This is a genomic window from Paenibacillus sp. DP01 (genome assembly GCF_044784315.1).
Classification (GTDB): domain Bacteria; phylum Bacillota; class Bacilli; order Paenibacillales; family Paenibacillaceae; genus Paenibacillus; species Paenibacillus polymyxa.
Map to the genome: position 1 here is coordinate 2,125,482 of NZ_CP173059.1, position 22,131 is coordinate 2,147,612.

Genomic DNA, 22,131 nt, shown 5'->3' on the forward strand with positions numbered 1-22,131 from the left:
ACATAAGCAAATAAGCCAAACAGGTAAGAAGCATAAACGGAGGTTACAAACGTAATGGACATGAAAAGAGTATTTCAACGCCCACCGCTGGCGGACTGTGTGCCCGAGTTGGTAGCTACAGCTAGAGGGGAGCGCAAGGCATCGCTGGTGATCCGCGGAGGAACGCTGGTCAATGTGGTATCGGGCGAATTGTTACCGGGCATGTCTATTGCTGTGCAAGGCTCTCGTATCGCCTACGTTGGTAGAGACGTTAGCCATACGATTGGAGAAGACACCGTAATCATTGAAGCGGAAGGCCGCTATATGGCACCGGGTTTGCTGGACGGACATTGTCATATCGAAAGCACACAGCTCACCGTAACTGAATTCGCGAAGGCTGTACTGCCGCTGGGCGTGACGGGCGGTTTTTTTGACCCACATGAAATTTCCAATGTGCTCGGTCTAAAAGGGCTTCGTCTAATGCTGGACGAAGCCCGCACGACACCGCTGGCTGCTTACATGCAGGTAGCTTCCTGCGTGCCTTCCACAGGCCCAGAGCTGGAAACGACCGGTGCCTCTTTCGGTCCGGCGGAAGTCGCAGAGGCTCTAAGCTGGGGCCCAGATATGATTGGACTGGGCGAAGTAATGAATTTCCCTGGCGTCGTCTATGGTGATGACATGATGATTGGGGAAATTCAGGCCACGCTGCGCGCCGGCAAGGTGGCGGACGGCCATTTTACATGGGCCTCCGATGATTGGCGGCTGCCGGTCTACGCAGCCGCAGGAATTACGGGCGATCACGAATGTGTCACGCCCGAGGATGTAGCCGAGCGCATCCGGCTCGGCATGTATGCCAAGATGCGGCAAGGCTCCGCATGGCATGATGTGGCCGAGACGATCCGTGCCAGCACGGAAATGGGTCTCGACACGCGCCGCATGATGCTGGTGACGGATGATCGCAGTGCGGAATCCCTGCTCCATGAAGGGCAGATGGACTTCGTGGTGCGTCATGCGATTGCGCAGGGCGTTAAACCCGTGACTGCCTTTCAAATGGCAACGCTGAATACGGCAGAGCGCTTCGGCGTAGCACGGGACATTGGCTCGATTATTCCCGGTGCGATTGCCGATATTATCCTGCTTGATGGCCGCTTAGCCGAAGTGAATGTGACGGCTACCATCGCAGCGGGCCAACTGGTGGCTGAGTACGGACAAATGGTCGCCGACTGGGAAGGCTTTGTTTATCCTGCGGAAGTGATGGACACGGTCCATTTGGGTCGAGAGCTGAGTGCTGCAGATTTTCGTATTGCGGCTCCAGTACAGGAAGGGAATGTACCTGTACGGGTAATTCGTGTCACGGAAAATCATGTGGATACGAAGGAAGTGCGGATGACCGTTCCGGTGCGTGATGGTGAAGTTGCATCAGATCCTGCGCAGGATTTGTGCAAAATCGCCGTTTTCGAGCGGCATCATGCCAGTGGCAGCCACGCGGTGGCGCTTGTGACAGGCGTCGGCTTCACCGAGCCGGCTGCAATTGCCATGACCGTAGCGCATGACAGCCACAACCTGCTCGTCATTGGTAATGATGACGAGCTCATGACCCAGGCGGCGAAGCAGGCCGTTGCCCTGCGTGGCGGCGTGGTGGTTGTATCCGCCTCGGGTGAGACGCGCTTCCCGCTCCCGATCGCTGGGCTGATGTCCCCAGCTCCGTTTGCAGAGGTGGCTGCGCAGTCCGAAAGTATCAGCCGGGCACTTCAGCAATCCGGCTGCATGCTGAACAACGCGCTGATGACACTGTCGTTGCTCGCACTGGTCGTAATCCCTGAAATCCGCCTGTCGGATCAGGGACTTGTCGTGATCGGAGCCGACGGTATACGCAAGGTGTCTCTTTTCGTGGAAGAGGATGCTACGGAAGCCTGATAGAATACGTCGCTGGGGGTTGTCCTGCAGGTCTACCCAGACCTGAGGGATAGCCCCTGTTTTCTTATATAGTCCGAAAGGTATCTTTAATTCCTTAATCAACGTTTTGTGGGGTGGTGAGCAGATGCAATTATATTATCGTTCATTAGAAAAAATGGCTCATCAAGCCTCAATTATAGATCAGGATTGGAACAGGTTTGTAGAGCAAACCCGTGTGAGGCATGTTCAGCAGGGTACATATCTTATTGAAACAGGGGAACCTGTGAAACATGCTTATTTTTGTTCGGAGGGATTATTCCGGTTGTTTTATACTTTGGCAGATGGTAGAGAATATAATGTTGGTTTTTCACCAGAAAATGATTATGTAACCTCTTATGGCGCTATGGTTCAAGGTAAACCATCCACTTTTACGATTGAGGCCATAGAAGATTCGGTTGTTATTGAAATTCCATATCATGTCCTGAAGGAGCTTATGGATACAAGCCATATGTGGGAAAGATTCGTGCGTAAGAGCGTGGAAAGACTATACATTCGCAAGGAGGAACGAGAACGCGAATTGTTGTATCTTTCTGCTAGGGAACGTTATGATGCCTTTCTTCTCAAGTATCCCGGGTTGGACAAACGAGTTGCACAATACCATATAGCTTCGTACATAGGTGTATCCCCCGTCTCACTTAGTCGTTTGCTGCGCAGCGAGCCGCATTAACCTATGTTAATGCGGCTTGGCAGACAAGCAGCGTACAATAACGATAAATCCATTCAAACTTCACAAAAAAAGGAGATAGGCATATGCGTTATATGATGATTGTATTATTGGAATTCTACCCTTCCTGGTTGGCTCTTCCTCGGGAAGAACGTCGCAAACATGCGGGAACCTTGCAGGCTCGCATTCAGAAATATAGTGAGCATGTACAGGTTCGTTTTTTTGATGCAGAAGCGCTGCCTGGAAAGGACTATACGGATTTCGTCGTATGCGAAACAGCGGATATGAAGCAATATCACTATATGTGGGAAGAAATTCGTGATTCGGAGCCGTATACTAAAGGGTACATGAAGATTAAAAATGTTTTGATGGGGATGGAAAATGCATTTCAGTCCTATGAGTCCGAAATGCTACAGATGGACAAATAACTCTCCGTACTCCCTTACTATATAAAAGTAGGAGTTGAGTTTGTACAGGCTTTAAACAAGGCGAGTTCCCGTGCTGTTTTTATTCAGCTGGGAATTCGCCTTTTATCTATTAGAGATGATCGCAAGGAAAAATTGTATTATACAACGGTATCACTTATAACCTTCAGAAATCCATTATTTGTTGCATTATTAATTAACTGATTAATAGATTTTGCTGCGCTATCACTAAACAAGTACCACTCATCTTTGGATACGTCATGAATCAAAAACTTGGGATACCCGACTAAAACTTCGGATGGAAAGGACTGGATTAAAGAATACACGTCAAAACGAGCTAAGCTTTTCCCCTTTTGGTCTAAGAAATCGTATTGTGCATTTTTATAATAAGACCCAAGAGTGTCAATAGTGAAGCTCCAAGAATAGTTTTCAGGTGCTTCAACCTTTTCACCTTTGTTTTTTGCAAATATATTATAAATGGTTTTGTTATATGCATTGCCGTGAATTTGCTGAACTACGCCGCCCATGATCATATGGTATTCCTGTTGAAGTGACTTTACTTGTACACCGTTTATGAACAATGGTTCAGTAGTAATAGTCACTATAAGGTTGCTGTAATTGACTTTACATCCAAACGCCTCTGCAATAAAACGAAGTGGAACATACATGCGATTGTTTTTCACGTATGGTTTTACATCAAGCAGTATCTTTTTACCGTTTTTCTCCGCTATGCTTCTGTTTATTGCTAATTTTACTTTCATATCGCTCTTAGCGAGAATAACCCCGGAATCGGACCACTCGACGCTAGCCCCCAAACTTTCGCTAATAACACGTAAAGGTACCATTGTACGTTTGTTCTTCATTTCTGGCTTCGCATCGGTTGCAATAGCCACACCGTCAATTTTGATTTGATTTTGTGCTGCATATGTAGTGGACGATGAAATACATAAAAAGATAGCAAGAAAAAAAACAAAGAATGCTTTGTTCATAAATGACTTCTCCTTTTTTAATTAAATTTGTTGCGTAGCAACTTTTCACCATATTCAGACGCGACTGGATAAAATTCGTTGCGCTTTCCTATTCATTAACTTAACGTAACAACCAGTTTGTACTATTTAATCTGATTTCCGATATTTACCAACTAAAAATTTCTAATCTCCCTGGGGAATTATGTCGATAACATTGAATATTGTTCATAAAATTTACAAAGTAAATCTTTAGGGGGAAAGTTAATGAGAAAACAGCTAAAAGTTGCGATTTCTCTAGCATGTTTATTGATGTTTATAGGTTGTTCAGCATCACCAGTATCAGAGCAGACGACTAAGATTACATTTTTGAATTCCAAATCTGAAATAAAAACCCAATTGGAAGAAGTGGCAAAACAATACAATCAAGAGCATCCGGAAGTATCTTTAGAAATTATTACTGCTCCAGAGGGAACGTCTGCATATCAAAAGCTGATGTCGATGTACGGCTCAGGAAGTCCAGCAACGATGTCGATGCTTGACCCGGGAGACACGCAGACATTCCTGGATAAAGCCGTTGATTTAAGTAAAGAGAAGTGGGTAGCCGATACGATAGAAAATGGACTTGACGCCGTTAAGAAAAATGATGCTGTGCTGGGATTTCCATTTGCAGTGGAAGGCTATGGATTAATCTATAACAAAAAAGTATTGGACAAGGCAACAGGGGGTTCTTTTGATCCTTCTTCGGTGAAAAGTAGAAGCAGCCTGAACTCATTAATGGCTAAGATTCAGCAGTCGGGAGTAGCACCGGTCATGCTTTCACCAATGGACTGGTCTCTCGGCTCTCATCTTTTAGCTCTGTCTTATTCTGTTCAACCCGAAGGTTTTCCAGAGTTTGTTAAAGGTATGCAGAACAACTCCATCGATTTGTCCCAAAACAGTGTAATGTCTGGATGGGTACAAACTTTAGACCTGCTCAAGGATAACAGCATCAATAAGCACTCGCCTTTGGACAGTACGTATGACGATGGTGCCAAAGCTTTGGGAGAGGGCAAGGTAGGGCTTTGGTTTATGGGTAACTGGGCTTGGAATGGAATAAAGAGCAATGATACGGCAAATGAGGAATACGGTTTTTTGCCTCTTCCGTTAAATGATAATACGAATGATCCCAACAATTCAAAGATCACAGTTGGTGTGACAAAGTATGTATTCATCGACTCCACAGCTACCACGCCTCAGCAGCAAGAGGAAGCCAAGAAATTTTTAAACTGGCTGGTATACGAAAAGTCCGGTCAGGAACTTTTGGTCAACAAGGTCAATGTTATACCGGCCTTCAAGAGTATTGACTTGGTGCCTACCGATCCCTTGAGTAAATCGATCAAGTCATATTTGTCGAGCGGAAAGACGCTGCCGTTTATGGCAACACTTCCACCTGATCATGGGGCCATCACAGGAGCATCTATCCAAAGCTACATTAGTGGAAAGATAGATAAGGCTGAGCTGTTGCGCCAAATACGCATATACTGGAAAGCTCAGCAGGGATGATATGAGACCAGTCACGGGAAGGAAGATAAGGATGTTTAAATTAACGTTAAAGAAAAAAATAATTAGTGCAGCTCTCATACTGGTTGTCGTACTGTCCCTTTCAAGTGTTATAGGTGTCATTAAGATGTCGGAAATGGGAGAGGCTTCTGATAAGGTAAATAACAGGTCTTTACCTGCGGTTATTCTTCTTCAGGGTATGGATAAGCAGATTACAGAAATCGATAGACTAACTGTTCGATTGATACTCGAAGAGGATGAGGCTATTCGCACCACTTATCAAGAAGAACTAACCAAAGCTACAGCTTCAATGGATAAGAGTGTAAATAAATATCAAAGTTTAGCCTCTACAGCGGAGGAAAAAGAACTGTTCACCAACTTTTATGGTCAGTGGGCAATGTATCTTCGCCATCTAAAGGTGGTTTCCGCTGCCATGGAAGAAAACGACAAAGTGATGGCCTACATGATCGTTCATGGAAATTCTTCTATTTATAAGGCGGCATTAGACGATGTAAATAAACTGAAGGTGCTTAATGAGCAGTATGCCACTGAGGCAGCTAATCAATCGAGTCAATCTTACCATTCAGGTAGACTTTTGATGATTTCTTTGACTATCATATGTACGATCCTGGGAATTATCGGTTCTTTTTTACTGGCTCAATCGTTCACTAAGCCCATATTAAGGATAGCGGAACAGATAAAGCTGGTAACGAGGGGGAACCTGCAAGTGGAACCTCTTAGGGTCCGATCCAAAGATGAGGTCGGGGAATTGGCATCCGATTTTAATGAAATGTGCGATTCACTGCGCAACCTTTTAAAGGAAGTTGTGGATAATTCCTTACTGGTTGCTTCTACGGCTGAACAGTTAACAGCCAGTGCAGAACAGACAAGCATTGCTACCGAGCAGATAGCTATAAGTGCCACTCAAGTCGCAGAGGGATCTCAGACACAGCTTGCAGATATTGCTGAAACGCTGAATTACACGGTAGGTGTTTCTAAAAGTGTAGAGAACATAACCAATCGCTTTGTGAATGTAGCTAATCTCACAATCCAAGCACAAGAAAAAGCAAACAACGGGAAAACCCAAATGTCTTCCACTGTCTCTCAAATAAGAGATGTGCATACCAAGGTAACTCAATCCGCTGAAGTAGTAAATATTCTAGGAGAAAAGTCAGCGGAGATTAGACAGATCACAGCTATGATCAGTGATATAGCAGCCCGAACCAACTTGCTTTCACTCAATGCGAGTATAGAAGCTGCAAGAGCGGGAGAGCAGGGAAAAGGATTTGCGGTTGTCGCTTATGAAGTACGCAATTTGTCGGCACAAGCAAGTGAAGCAACCGGCAAGATTTCCTCTCTGGTCAACGAAATCGCATTAAGAACAGACGAAGTTGTCATCTCGATGAATGAAGGTGTTCAATCACTAAATGAAGGTATGATGCTTGTCGAAGGTGTCGGTAACGTCTTTTCTGAAATTGTCGGTGCCGTTGAAGAAGTGAGCGGTGAGGTAGACACCGCGGCTGTAGAAGCAAGATCCGTAAATGAAGGAACCGTTTCTATGGTGGAATCTATGAAGAAAATTGCCGAAATCTCCGAACGTGCAGCCGATTCTACTCAAACAGTCGCAAGCGTAGTCGAGGAAACTACTGCTTCCATGCAGGAAGTGTCTGCAGGTGCTAACATGCTTGCCAAGCGGGCGGAAGAGATGAATCAAACGGTGTCTGTATTCAAAATTTAAAGTAAGTTGGCGGTAGCCTTGGACGAGAAAAACAAGTCCTAGACTACCGCTGTTACCATTAGATTACGAGTGAACGGCTTCAGCTTTTTTGGCAGCTCTTTTCAGATCCTGTTTACGGCGTTCCTCTAGGTACCGTTCTCCATTTTTCTTGTCAGCTGTCAGCGTAAAGCAGGAAATGATGGTGAACAGACCGGCAATGGAACCCAAAATAACATAAGTGATCGGGAAATTCAGAACTTCATACATATGTCCGACAATAGGTGAGAAAACAGATACCACCAGGGAGCCCATAAACAAATACAGCAGGTACATGGTGGACGATAAACGCTGGTCAAAGTTGACAGTAATGTACTTGAAGATGGCAACCAGAATCAGCGGTTTTTCCAGGGAGTGAATCATCTTCATCGCAGCCACCCATATGGAACCGAACGGCAGCGAAGAACCGATAATACGCAATGACATGATCGCTCCGGCAATAATCAATGCCCATTTGGCAGTCGTTTTGTTGACAAACCATGGGGTAACAAACAGGAACACAAATTCCAGGAATACTTGCACAGCACTTAAATCACCAAGGAATTGATTTCCTTCTGCTTTAGAACTGAACTGAGATACGAAATAGGTGGCAAATTGCTGGTCATATACCTCATAAATTTGGGTCACGCCAACCATGAATAGCATTAGAAACCAGAACTTTGTGGTGCGTACGAGATGCAGTACGTCAGTGAGCTTCAACGATTCAGTTTTCTGCTGCTCCTGTCCGGAAATTTCGACTTTGGTCAGGAAGATGCAGATCATAGCAACAACGGCAGATACGGAGGCAATCCAGAAGGTCAGATTCACATTGATATTGATGACCCGTCCCGCAACAAAGGTAGCAGCTGCCCACCCGAGTGAGCCCCACATACGAACTCGTCCGTATTCAAACCCGTATTTGCGTGACACTTTGTCCATATAGGAATCGACGACACCATTACCTGCATTAAACACCAGGCCGATAAATAGGGCGCCGACAATAGCACCAATGACGAACTGCGTTTGAAGCAATGGACCGTACACATAGATAAAAAAGGGTCCGACGAGCAAAAGAATCGTAAAAAGTATGTACAGCAGATGTTTTCTCAAGCCCAGCTTGTCGGATAAGTACCCAAACAGGGGTTGCATGATCAAGGCGACGATAGAGTTAGCCGCGTATAAAAACCCTGTGTAGGTTTCTGAAATCCCCAGGCTTTGTCCTAGCCAAATGACAAAAAAAGACATGGCGGCAGACCATGTAAACAGATAAGCGAAGTTAAAAACGCTCAAAGACCAATAGTTGCGTTTTGCCAAATTCCTCATGTATAAGCACCCCTTCAAATTGTAGCTGCTCAATGTGTTGACAACGTCATTAAGCATTGTCTGTACTATTAATTGTAAGGAGGATTGAATTGAATCCATAGGGCATTTTCCCAAGATTTCCTGTGCTTATTGCAATCAATTGCCAGGTTGGGTTGTACATAACTTTTCTCATCTTGTAAGAAATAAGTCCTACGTGTAAAATTCTTTATAGTTCATTGAGCTCATTTAGTAGGAGGAGAAACACGGCAAGAAGTAGAATTGTTCTAAGGTCTGGCTGACATGGTCATACTGATAGCACAATAAATTGCTAAAGCAAGGGGATGAAGTGGTTCTTTCGCAAGTACAAAGTTACTTGATACCGTGAACGTATATAGAGTATTGTGTAATGATGAGTTATCGAACCCCACATCTTGAATAACGTTTCACACCGGTCGGGAAGGGTTAGCGGATGGCTATCCCTACTTGGTGCTGCTATAACCCTATGAGCATGTACTACACAAAATAAAAAGAAAATGAATGATAACAAACTGTTGTGATTTCATGGTTGGAGGATTTATTATGTCAAAAAGTGTTTCTTCGTCCTTTATTATTATTATAGGATCGATGCTATTTGCCTTATTTTTTGGTGCAGGGAATCTAATCTTCCCACCTATGCTTGGTCAAATGGCTGGAAAGAATGTGTGGATAGCCAATGCGGGTTTCTTGGTTACCGGAGTTGGCTTACCGTTACTAGCCATCACTGCCTTTGTTTTTTCAGGCAAAAGCAATTTACAAACTTTAGCGAGTCGTGTACATCCTGTATTCGGGATTGTCTTTACAACGATTCTTTATCTAGCCATTGGCCCGTTATATGCAATTCCAAGAACCGGTAGTGTGTCGTTTGAAATTGGAGTCAAGCCTTTTTTTTCAAACCATACAGATCATCCTGTCGCACTTTTTGTATTTACCATTCTTTTTTTTGGGGTTGCATGCTTGTTATCACTTAACCCTACAAAAATTATTGATGTGATCGGAAAGTTTTTAACACCCATTAAATTGACATTCATTGGGATTCTGGTGGTCGTAGCCCTTATTTACCCCATAGGAGCCTTCCAAGCACCTGCTGAAGGCTATACTTCGCACGTCTTTTTCAAAGGCTTTCAAGAAGGTTATTTAACATTGGATGCTCTTGTAGCCTTTATTTTTGGAATTATTATTGTGAATGCAATTAAGGAAAGAGGAGTTACTGCCAAAAAAGAGCTGATGATTATTTGTGCCAAATCGATAACCATTGCGGTTGTCCTCTTAGCATTTATCTATACGTCTCTTGCCTACATGGGAGCTTCTAGCGTTGAAAAACTGGGTGTTTTAGAAAATGGTGCTGAGGTGTTAGCCAAGGTTTCATCCTATTATTTTGGATCTTACGGCTCCATTTTATTAGGCTTAATGATTACAGTAGCGTGTTTAACGACAAGCGTAGGGCTTATTACGTCCTGTTCTTCCTTTTTTCATACCTTGTTTCCGAAAGTTTCTTATAAAAGAATTGCTCTCATGTTATCCATATTTAGTACCATTGTAGCCAACATAGGTTTAACACAGCTCATTAAGGTTTCAACGCCAGTGTTAATTGCAATATATCCTATTGCGATTTCTCTAATATTTTTAACATTTTTACATTCCGTGTTTAAAGGAAAATCAGAAGTATATCAAGGCAGTTTAATATTAACCTTCATTGTTAGTCTATTTGACGGCTTGAATGCTGCTGGAATAAAAATCAAAGTAATTAATGACTTTTTTACTCAAATTCTTCCGTTATATGATGTAGGATTAGGCTGGTTAATTCCCTCTGTTTTAGGAGGAGTAGGGGGGTATATATTCTACTATATTAAACGAAGAAAAATTGTCCTTATACTTATGAAGCCCAAAAAATAAATGATTTGCTTATTCGGTGAATTGGACATGTATAACCAAAAGAAAGAACGAACGGAGAACTTGATCTTCTGTTCGTTCTTTCTTTTTGTAACTTTACGCGCAGCTAATCAAAACAAAATCATAAATTTCCGTCTGTTATAGAAAGGACAGCAAGCGCCTGATCTGCTTCGTGCTGCTTGCGGTATAGCGAAGGAGTCAGACCGTTCCATTTTTTAAAGGTTGCAATAAAATAGCTTAGATTTTCAAATCCCACATCCAGCGCAATATCAACTACTTTGCGGTCACTTTGCTCTAGCAACCTGCAAGCCTTCTGAATCCGCTGATAGTTGATATATTCAACCGGACTTTTCTGCACCATCTGCTTGAAGAAACGACAGAAATGTCCCTCGCTCATCCCAACCTCATCTGAGATCTCTCGCAAACGAATGGGCTCATGCGCATGGCTGTTGATGTACGCCAGTGCTTTTTTGATCCGTTCGACCTTGTTGCGTTGACTCGCCATAACCACGTCCTCTCCACTAGCCGGAGTCATGTGCGGGAACAGGCAGGCAATTATGCTATAGAGCTGCGCCTTGGTCGCCAGTTCACGGGCAGGCGCATTCTGTTCATGGCTAGTGATAATACGTTTCAATGCGGTCAATAGCTCCTGCTCCCAAGGCTGCACACCGCGAATGTGAGGGGGAGGGACGAGTTTTTTATTGATAAATGGTTCAATAAACTGCGTCTGAACTGTATCTTGCGTGCGGCTGTGCAGCATATCCGGGTGAAACACCACCGCAGAAAATACACATCGAGGACTTTTTTGTAAATAACCAGCGTGAAGCTCGCCACTGTGTACAAAAAGGGCTTCACCTTCGCTAACCTCCGTATAGACCATATCCGTCTGAAATATAGCGCTCCCCTGTTCTACTACGATAAACTCCATTTCCTCATGCCAATGGGACTCCAATATACTATTTCCGTTCAATTGCTCTACGCTCGGATATACGCTGACTGGATACATGGGATTGCCGTGAATACGGTTTTCTCTTAACATTTCCCTTTGCATTTCACTGATTCCTTTCGGCACACTGATTTATATAGAAAACATCAAAATATTGATACTAAACGTCAAAATAAAAGAAGTAAACCCTTACATAAATCAATATTATTATAGTAAGGATTTCGAAAAAATCCAATCAGCGATTTGGGAACAAGGAATATAAAAGTCGAGATGGAGGAAGAGACAGATGAAATTTTCTGATGGCTATTGGTTGGTTCGCAAGGGCTATGAAATACAAAATCCTGCTGACATCCGTGATATCGTGACGGACGATGCTTCCATGACGGTATATGCAGCAACCCACCGGATCGAGCACAAAGGGGATACGCTAAATGGAGCGTTACTGAAAGCGACCTACAGCTCTCCCATGCCGAATGTTATTCGGGTGCGTCTGAACCACCATAAGGGACGGGTGCATCATGGACCAGATTTTGAAATTCACACCTTGCCAACAGAGGTGGATATTACGGTGGGTGAGGACGTAGCAGTGCTGAAGAGCGGCGATCTGAGTGTGCGAGTCGGTCGTGGAAAGAGCTGGGACGTAGGCTTTTATGTCAAGGATCGTAAAGTCACGGGCAGTGGGCATCGGGGACCCGGCTATATTACAGACCCGCAGGACCAGCCATTTTTCCGGGAGCAGCTGGAACTGGGTATGGGAGAGTACGTATACGGCCTTGGAGAGCGTTTCACTCCATTTGTGAAAAATGGTCAGGTCGTTGATATTTGGAATGAAGATGGCGGGACCAGCAGTGAACAAGCATACAAAAACATTCCATTTTATTTATCCAATAAAGGGTACGGTGTATTCGTCAATCATCCGGAAAAGGTATCCTATGAGATTGCGTCGGAAAATGTTTCGAAGGTACAGTTTAGCGTTGCTGGCGAATCGTTAGAGTATTTTATTATTGGTGGAGCTAATCCTAAGGAGGTACTGGACAATTATACCAAGCTGACAGGCAAACCTGCATTGCCACCGGCCTGGACCTTTGGTTTGTGGCTGACCACTTCGTTTACGACCGATTATGATGAAGCGACAGTAAACCATTTTGTCGACGGGATGGCTGAACGGGATCTGCCACTCTCGGTATTCCATTTTGACTGCTTCTGGATGAAGGAATACCAATGGTGCGATTTTCAGTGGGATCAAGATATGTTCCCAGACCCAGAAGGTATGTTGCAGAGATTGAAGGCTAAGGGACTCAAAATTTGCGCATGGATCAATCCGTATATTGCAGAAAAGTCCATTTTGTTCGATGAAGGTATGGAGAATGGCTATTTGGTCAAAACAGCTGATGGCAGCGTGTGGCAATGGGACATGTGGCAGGCGGGGATGGGGCTGGTTGACTTCACGAACCCGGCTGCAGTTGCCTGGTATCAGGATAAGCTGAAGGTGCTGATCGATCAAGGCGTGGATTGCTTCAAAACCGACTTTGGTGAGCGTATTCCAACAGATGTAGTTTATTATGATGGCTCTGATCCAATGAAAATGCACAATTACTATACGCATTTGTACAACAAAGCTGTGTTTGATGTGCTGGAGGAAAAGCTGGGCAAAAATGAAGCCGCATTATTTGCACGTTCTGCCACAGCCGGGGGACAACAGTTCCCAGTTCACTGGGGCGGAGACTGCTCGTCCACGTATGAGTCGATGGCAGAGTCCTTGCGGGGCGGATTATCGCTTGGTTTGAGTGGCTTTGGCTTTTGGAGCCATGATATTAGCGGCTTTGAACTAACGGCTGCGCCGGACTTATACAAACGGTGGGTACAGTTTGGATTGTTATCCTCCCATAGCCGTCTACACGGAAATGTGTCATACCGTGTTCCTTGGCTGTTTGACGAAGAGTCAGTCGACGTGGTGCGCAGCTTTACCAAACTCAAATGCTCACTGATGCCACACCTGTATGCTTCTGCTGTGGAATCCTCGGTGAGGGGACTGCCGATGATGCGGGCTATGGTATTGGAATTCCCGCAGGACCCAACCTGTGCAACGCTGGATTTACAATACATGCTGGGGGATTCCATTTTGGTAGCCCCGATCTTTAATAAAGAAGGCAATGTAACCTATTATGTACCCGAGGGACAATGGACGAATTTGTTAACGAATGAAATCGTGTCTGGTGGTCGTTGGGTCAACGAGCATCATGATTTTACAACCTTACCTGTGCTCGTGAAGCCAAACACATTGTTGGCCATCGGTCATGAGGATCGTCGTCCAAATTATGATTATGCAGATCAAGTGACGCTTCATTTGTTTGAGCTCGGCGAAGGGCAACAGGCTCGTTCGGTTATCGTGAATACATCAGGCGAAGAAGAGCTCACGGTTACTGCCAGCCGTAAGGATTCTGTCATTACGGTGAAGGCAGAAGGTGCCGTTAAACCGTGGTCGTTAGTACTACGCGGTATCCATGAGGCTGTTCAAGTGGAGGAAGGCAGCAGTTTGGTGGGAGAACAAGGGGTAATCATTACACCAGCCACCAGCGGACAACAAGAGCTCACTATTCACTTGGGCTAGTCAGGAGTTCATCTGTAGATGGATAGATTATAATATAGCGATTATATTGCGAAAAAAAGGGGTTGCCTGATACAAACAGGCAACCCCTTTTTAATGTGGCATTCTGAAAGAGAATATCTCCAAATTTAGCTTAGATATCATTCCCTATGCATTCTGTTGAAGTAGTAGTGGTACAAGGTACTGCCGGAAAATATCCACAGGAGTCCGCTTCTTTTTAAATGTATCAGCCGTGAGGACAACTACCAAATCATAGGACGGGACCACAATAATATATTGCCCACCAAAGCCGAGTGCGTAAAAATAGTCTATTTCGGTTCCTGTTTCTCTCTCATCCGAAAAGGAAGAAGCCCACCAGTGACAGCCGTAATATGCTTTTTGTGGTTTGGAGGCTGGAAGAAATGGACGAGTCGAATATCGGACGGTCTCTGTCTGGATGATCTGCCGTCCTTCCCAGCTTCCTTCGGTCAGATAAAGCCGCCCGAATTTGAGCATGTCCAGCGGTCTGAGATGTAGCCCGAAGCCTCCGGTGTGAGTGCCTTGCGGATCGGTTTCCCAATGATAGTTATCGATACCGAGTGGCTGGAATAATTGCTCCTCGGCAAATTCAGCAACGGCTTGTCCAGAGGCAGAACGCAGCAAGGTGGCCAAAAGTTGAGAACAGCCAGAGCTGTACTCCATTCGCGTACCTGGTATATCCGATAATGGCTGTGAAAGCACAAATTGCACCCAATCGGACGTTTTGCTCATGGTAGGAAAAGAATTTTGTCCCCCAAATTCCGTCCAGTTAAAGCCAGCAGACATCGTCAGCAGGTGTTCAATCGTAATATCACGCTTTCGAGGGTCACTATCTTTGGCCAGCTGAGGGAAAAATTCGAGGATCGGTGTCTCTGGTTTGGGTACCAGTTGTTGATCCATAGCCATACTAACTAATGCGGAAATCACACTTTTGGTACAGGAATTTATTTTATAGAGTTCGTTGGCAATTTGAGGTTCACGGTAGTAATCCATGATCATGTTTCCCTGCTGCTCAATAAGACAGCTACGGGTTTCCAACTTGTTAAGCACGTGAATAAGTGGTTTGAGCTCCAGAATTTTCATGCAAATCCTCCTTGAGGCTTATAGCATACCATTACATAGTATATCATTTTTAACCATCCGAATCCGACAAGTACAAACGGATAATAGTTCTTATCTTTTTCCCTAATTTGAATTTTTTTGTTTTTTGATATTAAAAAACATATATATGTTCACTTAATAGACACAAATATATTTAAAAATCTATACACTTTTCCGCTTTCATTTAAAAAAACACACCAATAAAACGATATATAGTAAGTTGAACATTTTATTTTGAAACAACTGGGGGACCAATTCATGAACTTAACAATTAAGGCCAAAATGATTCTCAGCGCGATACTGATCCCAAGTGTGATTGCTGCCATGCTGCTGACCAATTACATTTTAAGTATACATAGTGAGAACGAGTACAAAGATATTATGAATCGTGAAGAGACGATTGCGTATAACTCCAAGTCTCTTCAATTTTTGTTAAACGGGATATCCAATGATGAGCGGGCATATTTGCTGACTCGTGACGAACAGTATGGGAACGAGATCGGAAACAAGCAGAGTGAAGTTGCAAAGTTGCTACAGGAGACAGAAGCTCTACTCAATACAGGTAATGAGGATACAAAGAAGAAGATGACTGAGCTCAAAACAGGGATTAATACCTATATGAATCAGGTTCATAGTCTACTGACTACAGCGGGGTATAAGAGTACAAGAGATGATGCTTTCCCCCCATTTTCTGAATTGCTCGATGATTTTGAAAACGAACGGGTTTTGCGTAAGCAACTTGATACCAAGGTGGTAGCATTTGTCAAGGCGCAGGAAGATATGGTAACGGTGAAAATACAGCAGGCGCACCAAACGATGACGAATACAACTTTGATTACGAGCATTGTAGGGCTTTTGGTTATTATTTACAGCATTGCTCAATCTATCGTTTTGATTCGTTCGATTCGTCCATTACACCATATGAATGAGCAGTTGTTGCAAATGTCTCAAGGTGGAGGAGATTTGCGAAGTCGACTGGATATTACGTCCAAAGACGAAATCGGTATGATTGCGAGCTCCTACAACAAGCTTATTGAAGGGTTCCGCAGTATCATTGTGGATGCTCAGGATACGGCTCGTACATTAACGGTAACCGCAGAGCGTGTTAACGTCAGTACTGAGGAAATGAATCAGGCCAATCGTCATACCTCCGGTGTAATGGAAGAGCTTGTGACGGGCATGGAGCATCAGGTCGATGATATTACACAAACTACAGATACCATGAAAGAACTTGCCTACGAGCTGGAACAGATTGCTACCACAAGCGAGCAGGTATATGAATTGTCTGATACCGCCGCTAAAGATGCAGAAGCAGGGGAACAATCGATAGGTCAGGCTATGCGTCAGATGGAGAAGGTAAGCGAAAGTGTAGACAGCTCTGCACGTGCTGTACGTTCACTTAGTGAACAGGCGGAGCAGATTGGCATGATCGGATCTGTTATTACCGGATTTGCCAAACAGACTGGAATGCTGGCGCTTAACGCATCCATTGAAGCGGCAAGAGCGGGAGAACAGGGCAAAGGATTTGCTGTTGTGGCCTCTGAGGTAAAAAGATTGTCCGAGCAGGTATCGGTTTCAGCAGCAGAAATCACACAGTTTGTGCAAAACATTCAGGAGCATGTTGGGCATGTCGCTTCCACCATGCAGTCTGGAACAGTTGAAGTGCAATCTGGCGTAAAGGTCATGCAATCCGCTGAAACTGCATTTCGTCAGATTGGAAGTTCCATTCAACAGGTCAGCGAGCAGATTCACAGTGTTAATCGGTCTGTAGAACAAATGTCCGGTGGATCAGAGCGAATGGTGAAGGCGGCGGAACGCATACGTGAAGTAGCGGAGCAGACGGCAGGAGGAACCCAAAGCGTCAGTGCGGCGGCTGAAGAGCAACTGGCTTCCATGGAGGAAATTGCATCGTCCATTCACACTCTGGCGGATATGTCGCAATTGCTGAACGCAAGGGTCGGTGGTTTTAAAGTATAGTCGTATAAATTCCCACCAATGTAAACACAATAACATCTGTTGAACGAATCTGGACAGCTGTGTTATTACTTTTGCAAAGGTGGTAACGGGATGCAACAAAATAAAGGGAATCTGGTTGCATTAGGTTCCATCCCGCTGATGATGACGCTGGGTAATTCCATGCTGATTCCGGTTTTACCGGAAATCGGACGTAAGCTACATGTAAGCTCCTTTCGGATTAGCATGTTGATTACAGTGTATGCGGTGGTGGCCATTTTACTGATACCGATTGCTGGCTATCTATCCGACCGTTTTGGCCGTAAAGCGGTGATTGTTCCCTGTCTGATTCTGACTGTGATTGGAGGGGGCATTTCTGCGGTGGGAGCATGGCTGCTACATGACCTGGCAGCTTACTGGACCATTATTGCAGGTCGTCTACTTCAGGGCGCGGGAGCGGCGGGGGCTTTTCCTATAGTCATTCCACTTGTGGGCGATCTGTATGAGAACGAGGATGAAGCCAGCAAGAACCTGGGGGTAGTCGAGACCTACAACACATTCGGTAAAGTATTAAGTCCGATTCTCGGTGCTGCGCTGGGAGCTGTACTATGGTTTTTGCCATTGGCAGTGATTCCGGGCCTCTGTCTGATTTCGCTTATTTTGGTCATTAGGCTGATCCATGTACCCAAGCGTAAAAACCAACCGATTAGGTTTCGAGAATTTGTGGGGAATGTGAAGCAGGTGCTTGCCGAAAAAGGACGCTGGCTCTATGCTATTTTTGCTATGGGCGGTATTTGTATGTTTGTCATTTTTGGCGTCTTGTTCTACTTATCCGACATACTGGAAAGTCGTTACAACCTCCATGGCGTCTGGAAGGGCTTTGTGCTGGCCATACCGCTTATTTCCCTCTGTCTGTGCTCTTATTTAGGTGGCAAGGTTATTGGCAAGCACAAAAAGCGTATGAAATGGATCGGTTTCGGTGGTTTGGCCATATTGACGATCAGCTTTGCTATTCTCGGATTTTTTCAACATATTTATGCTGTGATTGGCCTGTTTACGCTAGGGGGCGGGGGTATTGGGCTCGCACTCCCTTGTTTGGATGCACTGATTACTAAGGGAATTGAAAAAGAAGAGCGCGGAACCATCACTTCCTTGTACAGCAGTATGCGCTTTGTCGGAGTATCTTTAGGCCCTCCGGTTGTATCCTTGCTGATCGGCAGCAGTGGGCATGGTCTGCTTTTTGGCGTCATGGCCGCAGTGGGGGGGATTGCGGCTCTGCTTATGCTATTTGCGGTCAAGCCAGAGCAGGATGAACCCGCAGGGGGCAAATCTAGTGATCGTAGCCATAAGACTAAGGGAATGACATACGTGTCTCGAGAAAAGCCTCTTTCTTCTAAGCTAAGACACAAAACTCCTGCGAAATATAAATAAATTGCAATTGAAAAAGCTTTGAAATAAAAAAAGCACCCGTTTTCCATGTAAAGCCATGGTAACGGGTGCTTTTGATATTTGAGCAAATATAGATGGATACTCATTTTAAAGAATAGTCTTACCCCTCCAGAGGAACATTTGTTTTAGGCTTGCGGCTTGCGATAATCTGAATGACGTAAATCAGCAAGAACAGCACAACAAACAGCGACGAAAGACGATACATCCATGCATAATCACTGGCTTTGGCGATAACGCCAAGTATAAGTGCTCCGGCTGCGACTCCAAAATCGAGGGAATTGAGAAACATACCGTTTGCCATGCCCCTCTGTTTAGGTGACACGACCTGAATCATCCAGGTTTGCAAGGTTGGCTGCATAACACCAAACCCGATACCGTAGCAAAGAGCAGACAGATACATAAAGGCGTCACTGTGTGCGTAGGAAAGCAGAATCAGACCACCAATGAGAAACAGGGAACCAGGGATGAGCAGTGCCTTTGCCCCTTTTTTGTCATATATACGGCCCGAGAAGGGGCGCACAATCAGTACAGATACCGCATTAAACAGGAAAAAGTAAGCCGGGTGCGCCAGATTAGCTTCATCTCCATAGAGCGCCATAAAACCGAGCAACCCGCCATATGTGATAGACATCAACATGTTCAACAAGGCGGGAATCCACAATTTACGGTTGAATGCCGGTTTGCGCCCTTCCTCCAAAGGGACCATAGGTGGTTCGACGTGCCCCTTAGGCAGTGTGCGAATGAGCCAGTAGGCTAGAGGGAAAATGACAACAATGACAGCAGATGTCGAATAGGCAAGCAGGTTAAAACTGCCGTATTGCAGCATCGAAATACCGATGGTTGGCCCAATAGACATGGCTAAACTAGTGGACAGACTAAAAAATCCCATTCCTTCACCGAGACGTTTGGGAGGGATGACGTCAGTGACCATTGTTGGAAAGGCAGTGCTGCTCATACCAAAGCCAATCCCAAACAGCATACGCATGAGCAGGAGTACCGCAATTGTCGGTGAAACACTGTATCCCAACGTTCCTGCTAATGCAAACAGCAGTCCAACGAAGATCAGGGCGCTGCGATGTCCTTTTTCCAGCATACGGGCAGAAAAAAGTCTTGCAACAATTGCACTTAATGCGAACAAAGTCGTAACAAGACTGACCTGCACGGAGGTAGCATGGAATGCATTTTTCACATAGGAAGGAATGGAAGATACAATCATCTGTAGTTCCAGAAACAAAAATAAATTGGAAACCGTAAGAACGATAAATTCCTTGGTCCAAAGAGGTTGCTTGCCTTGTTGCATATTAATCGTTCTCTCCTTGTTTTTCTGATTCAGTCATGTTGGTATGAATTTGTAAAAGCGTTTGGCGGAATTGCTTCAGATCTGCAGAGGAAATTCCTTTTACAAAATCGTGGTTGGCATCTCGTTCGACGGGGAGAGTCTCCTTCACAAGCTGTCGGCCTGCTTCAGTCAAATGAAGCAAATAAGCCCGGCGATCCTGTGGGCTGTTCACACGCTGTACCCAGCCCTTCTTGTCCAACAAATCAATAATACGAGTCGTGGTGGGCTGGTCCTTTACAGCCTTAGCTGCAATTTCTTTCTGATTTAAACCCTCGGACTGATAGATTTGGTACAGAACCGACCATTGCTCTGGGGAAATATCATAAGGTTTAAGCCGATGCGAGAGCTGTTGACTCATTTTGCGATGGGTGATTCCAAGCAACATCCCAATAGAGCAATCGGGAGGCAAATTATTCATATGACACTCCTTTCTAATTTTCCGCACAGGATACTTTGAAATTAATTAGTTGTTATAACAATTATATGGACAACAAGTTGTTTTGTCAAAAGAAGTTGTGCAGCGTTTTGTAAACATACATTCCTTTTCCACTTTACTTTTACTTGTCTATGCGGGAAAAAGAGCAAAAAAACAGCCCGTAAAAAACGGGCTGTTCGGGTTTTAGTACAATATAGTTTGCCATGACTGGCGAATTAAGCTTTAGGTACGGTTTCCCAATCCTTTAGGAAACGTTCGATACCGCTGTCTGTCAGTGGGTGTTTCCACAGGGAAGGAAGCAGGGAACCCGGAATGGTGGCGATATGTGCCCCAGACAGAGCAGCATCTTCTACATGCTTAATGTTGCGGATGGAAGCGGCGATGATTTCGGATTTCAGACCATGAATGTCCAAAATTTGTCTCAGATCACGGATCAGCTTCATGCCGTCAACGGCGATATCATCCAGACGTCCTACAAACGGGCTGATAAAAGTAGCACCAGCTTTGGCTGCCATCAAACCTTGAGCTGCGGAGAAAATCAATGTTACATTCGTTTTGATTCCGTTCTTGGTCAGCTCGTTACAAGCGTACAAACCGTCTTCGGTCATAGGAAGCTTGATCACCACGTTAGGTGCCCACTTTGCGATGTCATAAGCTTCTGCGAGCATATCTTCAGCCTTCAGGCCAATTACCTCAGCACTTACGGGACCTTCAACGATACTGCAAATCTCCTGAATGACTTCCTTGAACACTCGACCTTCCTTAGCGATCAGGGAAGGGTTCGTTGTTACACCATCAACCAGACCCAAACGTTCAATACGTTTGATTTCTTCAATGTTACCAGTATCCAAGAAAAATTTCATTTGATTTTCCTCCTCAGGGTTATATAGTACATAATACATATCATATGGCGTACATTAGCTCATTTAAATGTAGCATATTGCACACGTTAAACTTATAATTAGTATGTATTACATTTTTAATTGTGACACATTTTAAATTTGAAAACAAGCGGTCTTTGATTAAAATTTGATGAATTGTCGAAACATGCTGAAATTGACCGACCTAAGCTCATTAATAATGTATACTACCCCATTCCATAAGGAGGTAATCATTATTCAACTGTCAGAAAGACAGCGGGAAATTGTAGATATTGTCCAGCGTCTGGCGCCTGTTACAGGGGATAAAATTGCTGAAGAGCTGGGACTATCGCGGCCGACTTTGCGTTCTGACCTTGCTTTGCTCGTTATGCTCGGGCTTGTAGATGCCAAACCAAAGGTGGGTTACTTGCCAGGGCGTTATCCAAACTATGATAGCCATATTGGCAGTATGCTCAAAAAGCTGACTGTGGCAGATATACTGAGTGACCCGATTTTGATATCAGGTGATGCTACCGCCTATGATGCGGTGTTAATGCTATTTCAGCAAAATACAGGCACGCTGATGGTCACGGGGGAGGAGCAGGAGCTCATTGGTATTGTTACCCGCAAGGATTTGCTGAAGGTCATGCTGGGACATACTGATCTTCACACTGTCCCGGTGACCATGGCTATGACTCGCCGGGCCCAAATGACGACGCTTGCTCCAGGAGATTCTTTACTGGAAGCAATATCGAGACTGATCCGGCATCAGATTAATTGTCTTCCTGTTTTGGACGAGCCATGTACCTCCTCGGCTCCAATTCAGGGGCTAGTAGGGCGGGTTACGAAAACGGATATTATGAACGCCATTCTGAATTTGACGGAAGAAAAGACCTAAAACATGAA

17 protein-coding genes are annotated in these 22,131 nt (G+C 44.7%); 10 read left to right on the forward strand and 7 right to left on the reverse strand.

What is annotated here, in order from left to right:
* The first annotated feature begins 54 nt into the window (after positions 1 to 54).
* The 3 genes from ACH59B_RS09600 (at position 55) to ACH59B_RS09610 (ending at position 3,027) form a co-directional block, all read left to right on the forward strand.
* Entirely contained in the window at positions 55 to 1,896 is a 1,842-nt protein-coding gene (locus ACH59B_RS09600) for an adenine deaminase (protein WP_243537106.1), read from the forward strand.
* Between the two features lie 124 nt (positions 1,897 to 2,020).
* A complete protein-coding gene (locus tag ACH59B_RS09605; protein WP_404303630.1) occupies positions 2,021 to 2,602 on the forward strand; it encodes a Crp/Fnr family transcriptional regulator in 582 nt (193 codons plus the stop codon).
* An 83-nt stretch (positions 2,603 to 2,685) separates the two neighbouring features.
* On the forward strand, positions 2,686 to 3,027 hold the full coding sequence (locus tag ACH59B_RS09610) for a darcynin family protein (protein ID WP_153794841.1): 342 nt from the start codon (positions 2,686 to 2,688) through the stop codon (positions 3,025 to 3,027).
* Between the two features lie 137 nt (positions 3,028 to 3,164).
* Here the strand turns inward: ACH59B_RS09610 and ACH59B_RS09615 are convergent, their stop codons facing one another.
* Complete coding sequence (locus tag ACH59B_RS09615) at positions 3,165 to 4,013, reverse strand: copper amine oxidase N-terminal domain-containing protein (protein WP_107734279.1); 849 nt, start codon at positions 4,011 to 4,013, stop codon at positions 3,165 to 3,167.
* Positions 4,014 to 4,256: 243 nt separating this feature from the next.
* Between ACH59B_RS09615 and ACH59B_RS09620 the strand changes: the two genes are divergently transcribed.
* Both ACH59B_RS09620 and ACH59B_RS09625 read left to right on the forward strand, forming a co-directional pair.
* Positions 4,257 to 5,534, forward strand: a complete 1,278-nt coding sequence (locus ACH59B_RS09620; protein ID WP_404303631.1) for an ABC transporter substrate-binding protein — start codon at positions 4,257 to 4,259, stop codon at positions 5,532 to 5,534.
* 31 nt (positions 5,535 to 5,565) lie between these two features.
* The gene (locus tag ACH59B_RS09625; protein WP_017425785.1) at positions 5,566 to 7,269 is read left to right on the forward strand and encodes a methyl-accepting chemotaxis protein; all 1,704 of its coding nucleotides are present in this window, start codon (positions 5,566 to 5,568) and stop codon (positions 7,267 to 7,269) included.
* 63 nt (positions 7,270 to 7,332) lie between these two features.
* Here ACH59B_RS09625 and ACH59B_RS09630 read toward each other — a convergent pair whose 3' ends face one another.
* Positions 7,333 to 8,607: an oligosaccharide MFS transporter gene (locus ACH59B_RS09630; protein WP_103042370.1), complete on the reverse strand. Its 1,275-nt coding sequence runs from the start codon at positions 8,605 to 8,607 to the stop codon at positions 7,333 to 7,335.
* A 558-nt stretch (positions 8,608 to 9,165) separates the two neighbouring features.
* Here ACH59B_RS09630 and brnQ point away from each other — a divergent pair.
* Positions 9,166 to 10,518 carry a branched-chain amino acid transport system II carrier protein gene (brnQ, locus tag ACH59B_RS09635; protein ID WP_404303632.1) on the forward strand — a complete coding sequence of 451 codons (1,353 nt, stop codon included), beginning with the start codon at positions 9,166 to 9,168 and terminating at the stop codon, positions 10,516 to 10,518.
* Positions 10,519 to 10,636: 118 nt separating this feature from the next.
* Here the strand turns inward: brnQ and ACH59B_RS09640 are convergent, their stop codons facing one another.
* A complete protein-coding gene (locus ACH59B_RS09640) occupies positions 10,637 to 11,566 on the reverse strand; it encodes an AraC family transcriptional regulator (RefSeq protein ID WP_016819202.1) in 930 nt (309 codons plus the stop codon).
* A 181-nt stretch (positions 11,567 to 11,747) separates the two neighbouring features.
* Here ACH59B_RS09640 and yicI point away from each other — a divergent pair, with 181 nt between their 5' ends.
* Positions 11,748 to 14,072: an alpha-xylosidase gene (gene yicI, locus ACH59B_RS09645; RefSeq protein ID WP_404303633.1), complete on the forward strand. Its 2,325-nt coding sequence runs from the start codon at positions 11,748 to 11,750 to the stop codon at positions 14,070 to 14,072.
* Between the two features lie 144 nt (positions 14,073 to 14,216).
* On the opposite strand, the gene ACH59B_RS09650 is transcribed toward yicI, so the two are convergent.
* Positions 14,217 to 15,170 carry a serine hydrolase domain-containing protein gene (locus ACH59B_RS09650; protein ID WP_404303634.1) on the reverse strand — a complete coding sequence of 318 codons (954 nt, stop codon included), beginning with the start codon at positions 15,168 to 15,170 and terminating at the stop codon, positions 14,217 to 14,219.
* A 276-nt stretch (positions 15,171 to 15,446) separates the two neighbouring features.
* Here ACH59B_RS09650 and ACH59B_RS09655 point away from each other — a divergent pair, with 276 nt between their 5' ends.
* Together ACH59B_RS09655 and ACH59B_RS09660 are read left to right on the forward strand one after the other, a co-directional pair.
* Positions 15,447 to 17,165: a methyl-accepting chemotaxis protein gene (locus ACH59B_RS09655; protein WP_404303635.1), complete on the forward strand. Its 1,719-nt coding sequence runs from the start codon at positions 15,447 to 15,449 to the stop codon at positions 17,163 to 17,165.
* A gap of 90 nt (positions 17,166 to 17,255) precedes the next feature.
* Positions 17,256 to 18,572, forward strand: coding sequence for an MFS transporter (locus ACH59B_RS09660; RefSeq protein ID WP_404303636.1), 1,317 nt, complete (start codon positions 17,256 to 17,258; stop codon positions 18,570 to 18,572).
* 118 nt (positions 18,573 to 18,690) lie between these two features.
* Here the strand turns inward: ACH59B_RS09660 and ACH59B_RS09665 are convergent, their stop codons facing one another.
* From ACH59B_RS09665 to fsa, 3 genes are all read right to left on the reverse strand, one after another.
* A complete protein-coding gene (locus ACH59B_RS09665) occupies positions 18,691 to 19,890 on the reverse strand; it encodes an MFS transporter (protein WP_016819207.1) in 1,200 nt (399 codons plus the stop codon).
* A gap of 1 nt (position 19,891) precedes the next feature.
* On the reverse strand, positions 19,892 to 20,347 hold the full coding sequence (locus ACH59B_RS09670; RefSeq protein ID WP_107734272.1) for a MarR family winged helix-turn-helix transcriptional regulator: 456 nt from the start codon (positions 20,345 to 20,347) through the stop codon (positions 19,892 to 19,894).
* Between the two features lie 233 nt (positions 20,348 to 20,580).
* Positions 20,581 to 21,228: a fructose-6-phosphate aldolase gene (gene fsa, locus ACH59B_RS09675; RefSeq protein ID WP_013370592.1), complete on the reverse strand. Its 648-nt coding sequence runs from the start codon at positions 21,226 to 21,228 to the stop codon at positions 20,581 to 20,583.
* A gap of 184 nt (positions 21,229 to 21,412) precedes the next feature.
* Between fsa and ACH59B_RS09680 the strand changes: the two genes are divergently transcribed.
* Complete coding sequence (locus tag ACH59B_RS09680; protein ID WP_017425779.1) at positions 21,413 to 22,123, forward strand: CBS domain-containing protein; 711 nt, start codon at positions 21,413 to 21,415, stop codon at positions 22,121 to 22,123.
* Positions 22,124 to 22,131 lie beyond the last annotated feature (8 nt).

Excerpts from the sequence above, each read along its gene's own strand:
- ACH59B_RS09660 (WP_404303636.1), top strand. The coding sequence starts at position 17,256 with ATGCAACAAAATAAAGGGAATCTGGTTGCATTAGGTTCCATCCCGCTG.
- ACH59B_RS09655 (WP_404303635.1), top strand. The coding sequence starts at position 15,447 with ATGAACTTAACAATTAAGGCCAAAATGATTCTCAGCGCGATACTGATC.
- ACH59B_RS09670 (WP_107734272.1), bottom strand. The coding sequence starts at position 20,347 with ATGAATAATTTGCCTCCCGATTGCTCTATTGGGATGTTGCTTGGAATC.
- ACH59B_RS09665 (WP_016819207.1), bottom strand. The coding sequence starts at position 19,890 with ATGCAACAAGGCAAGCAACCTCTTTGGACCAAGGAATTTATCGTTCTT.
- ACH59B_RS09630 (WP_103042370.1), bottom strand. The coding sequence starts at position 8,607 with ATGAGGAATTTGGCAAAACGCAACTATTGGTCTTTGAGCGTTTTTAAC.
- ACH59B_RS09605 (WP_404303630.1), top strand. The coding sequence starts at position 2,021 with ATGCAATTATATTATCGTTCATTAGAAAAAATGGCTCATCAAGCCTCA.
- ACH59B_RS09620 (WP_404303631.1), top strand. The coding sequence starts at position 4,257 with ATGAGAAAACAGCTAAAAGTTGCGATTTCTCTAGCATGTTTATTGATG.
- yicI (WP_404303633.1), top strand. The coding sequence starts at position 11,748 with ATGAAATTTTCTGATGGCTATTGGTTGGTTCGCAAGGGCTATGAAATA.
- ACH59B_RS09625 (WP_017425785.1), top strand. The coding sequence starts at position 5,566 with ATGTTTAAATTAACGTTAAAGAAAAAAATAATTAGTGCAGCTCTCATA.
- brnQ (WP_404303632.1), top strand. The coding sequence starts at position 9,166 with ATGTCAAAAAGTGTTTCTTCGTCCTTTATTATTATTATAGGATCGATG.
- fsa (WP_013370592.1), bottom strand. The coding sequence starts at position 21,228 with ATGAAATTTTTCTTGGATACTGGTAACATTGAAGAAATCAAACGTATT.
- ACH59B_RS09615 (WP_107734279.1), bottom strand. The coding sequence starts at position 4,013 with ATGAACAAAGCATTCTTTGTTTTTTTTCTTGCTATCTTTTTATGTATT.
- ACH59B_RS09680 (WP_017425779.1), top strand. The coding sequence starts at position 21,413 with ATGCTGAAATTGACCGACCTAAGCTCATTAATAATGTATACTACCCCA.
- ACH59B_RS09650 (WP_404303634.1), bottom strand. The coding sequence starts at position 15,170 with ATGAAAATTCTGGAGCTCAAACCACTTATTCACGTGCTTAACAAGTTG.
- ACH59B_RS09640 (WP_016819202.1), bottom strand. The coding sequence starts at position 11,566 with ATGCAAAGGGAAATGTTAAGAGAAAACCGTATTCACGGCAATCCCATG.
- ACH59B_RS09610 (WP_153794841.1), top strand. The coding sequence starts at position 2,686 with ATGCGTTATATGATGATTGTATTATTGGAATTCTACCCTTCCTGGTTG.
- ACH59B_RS09600 (WP_243537106.1), top strand. The coding sequence starts at position 55 with ATGGACATGAAAAGAGTATTTCAACGCCCACCGCTGGCGGACTGTGTG.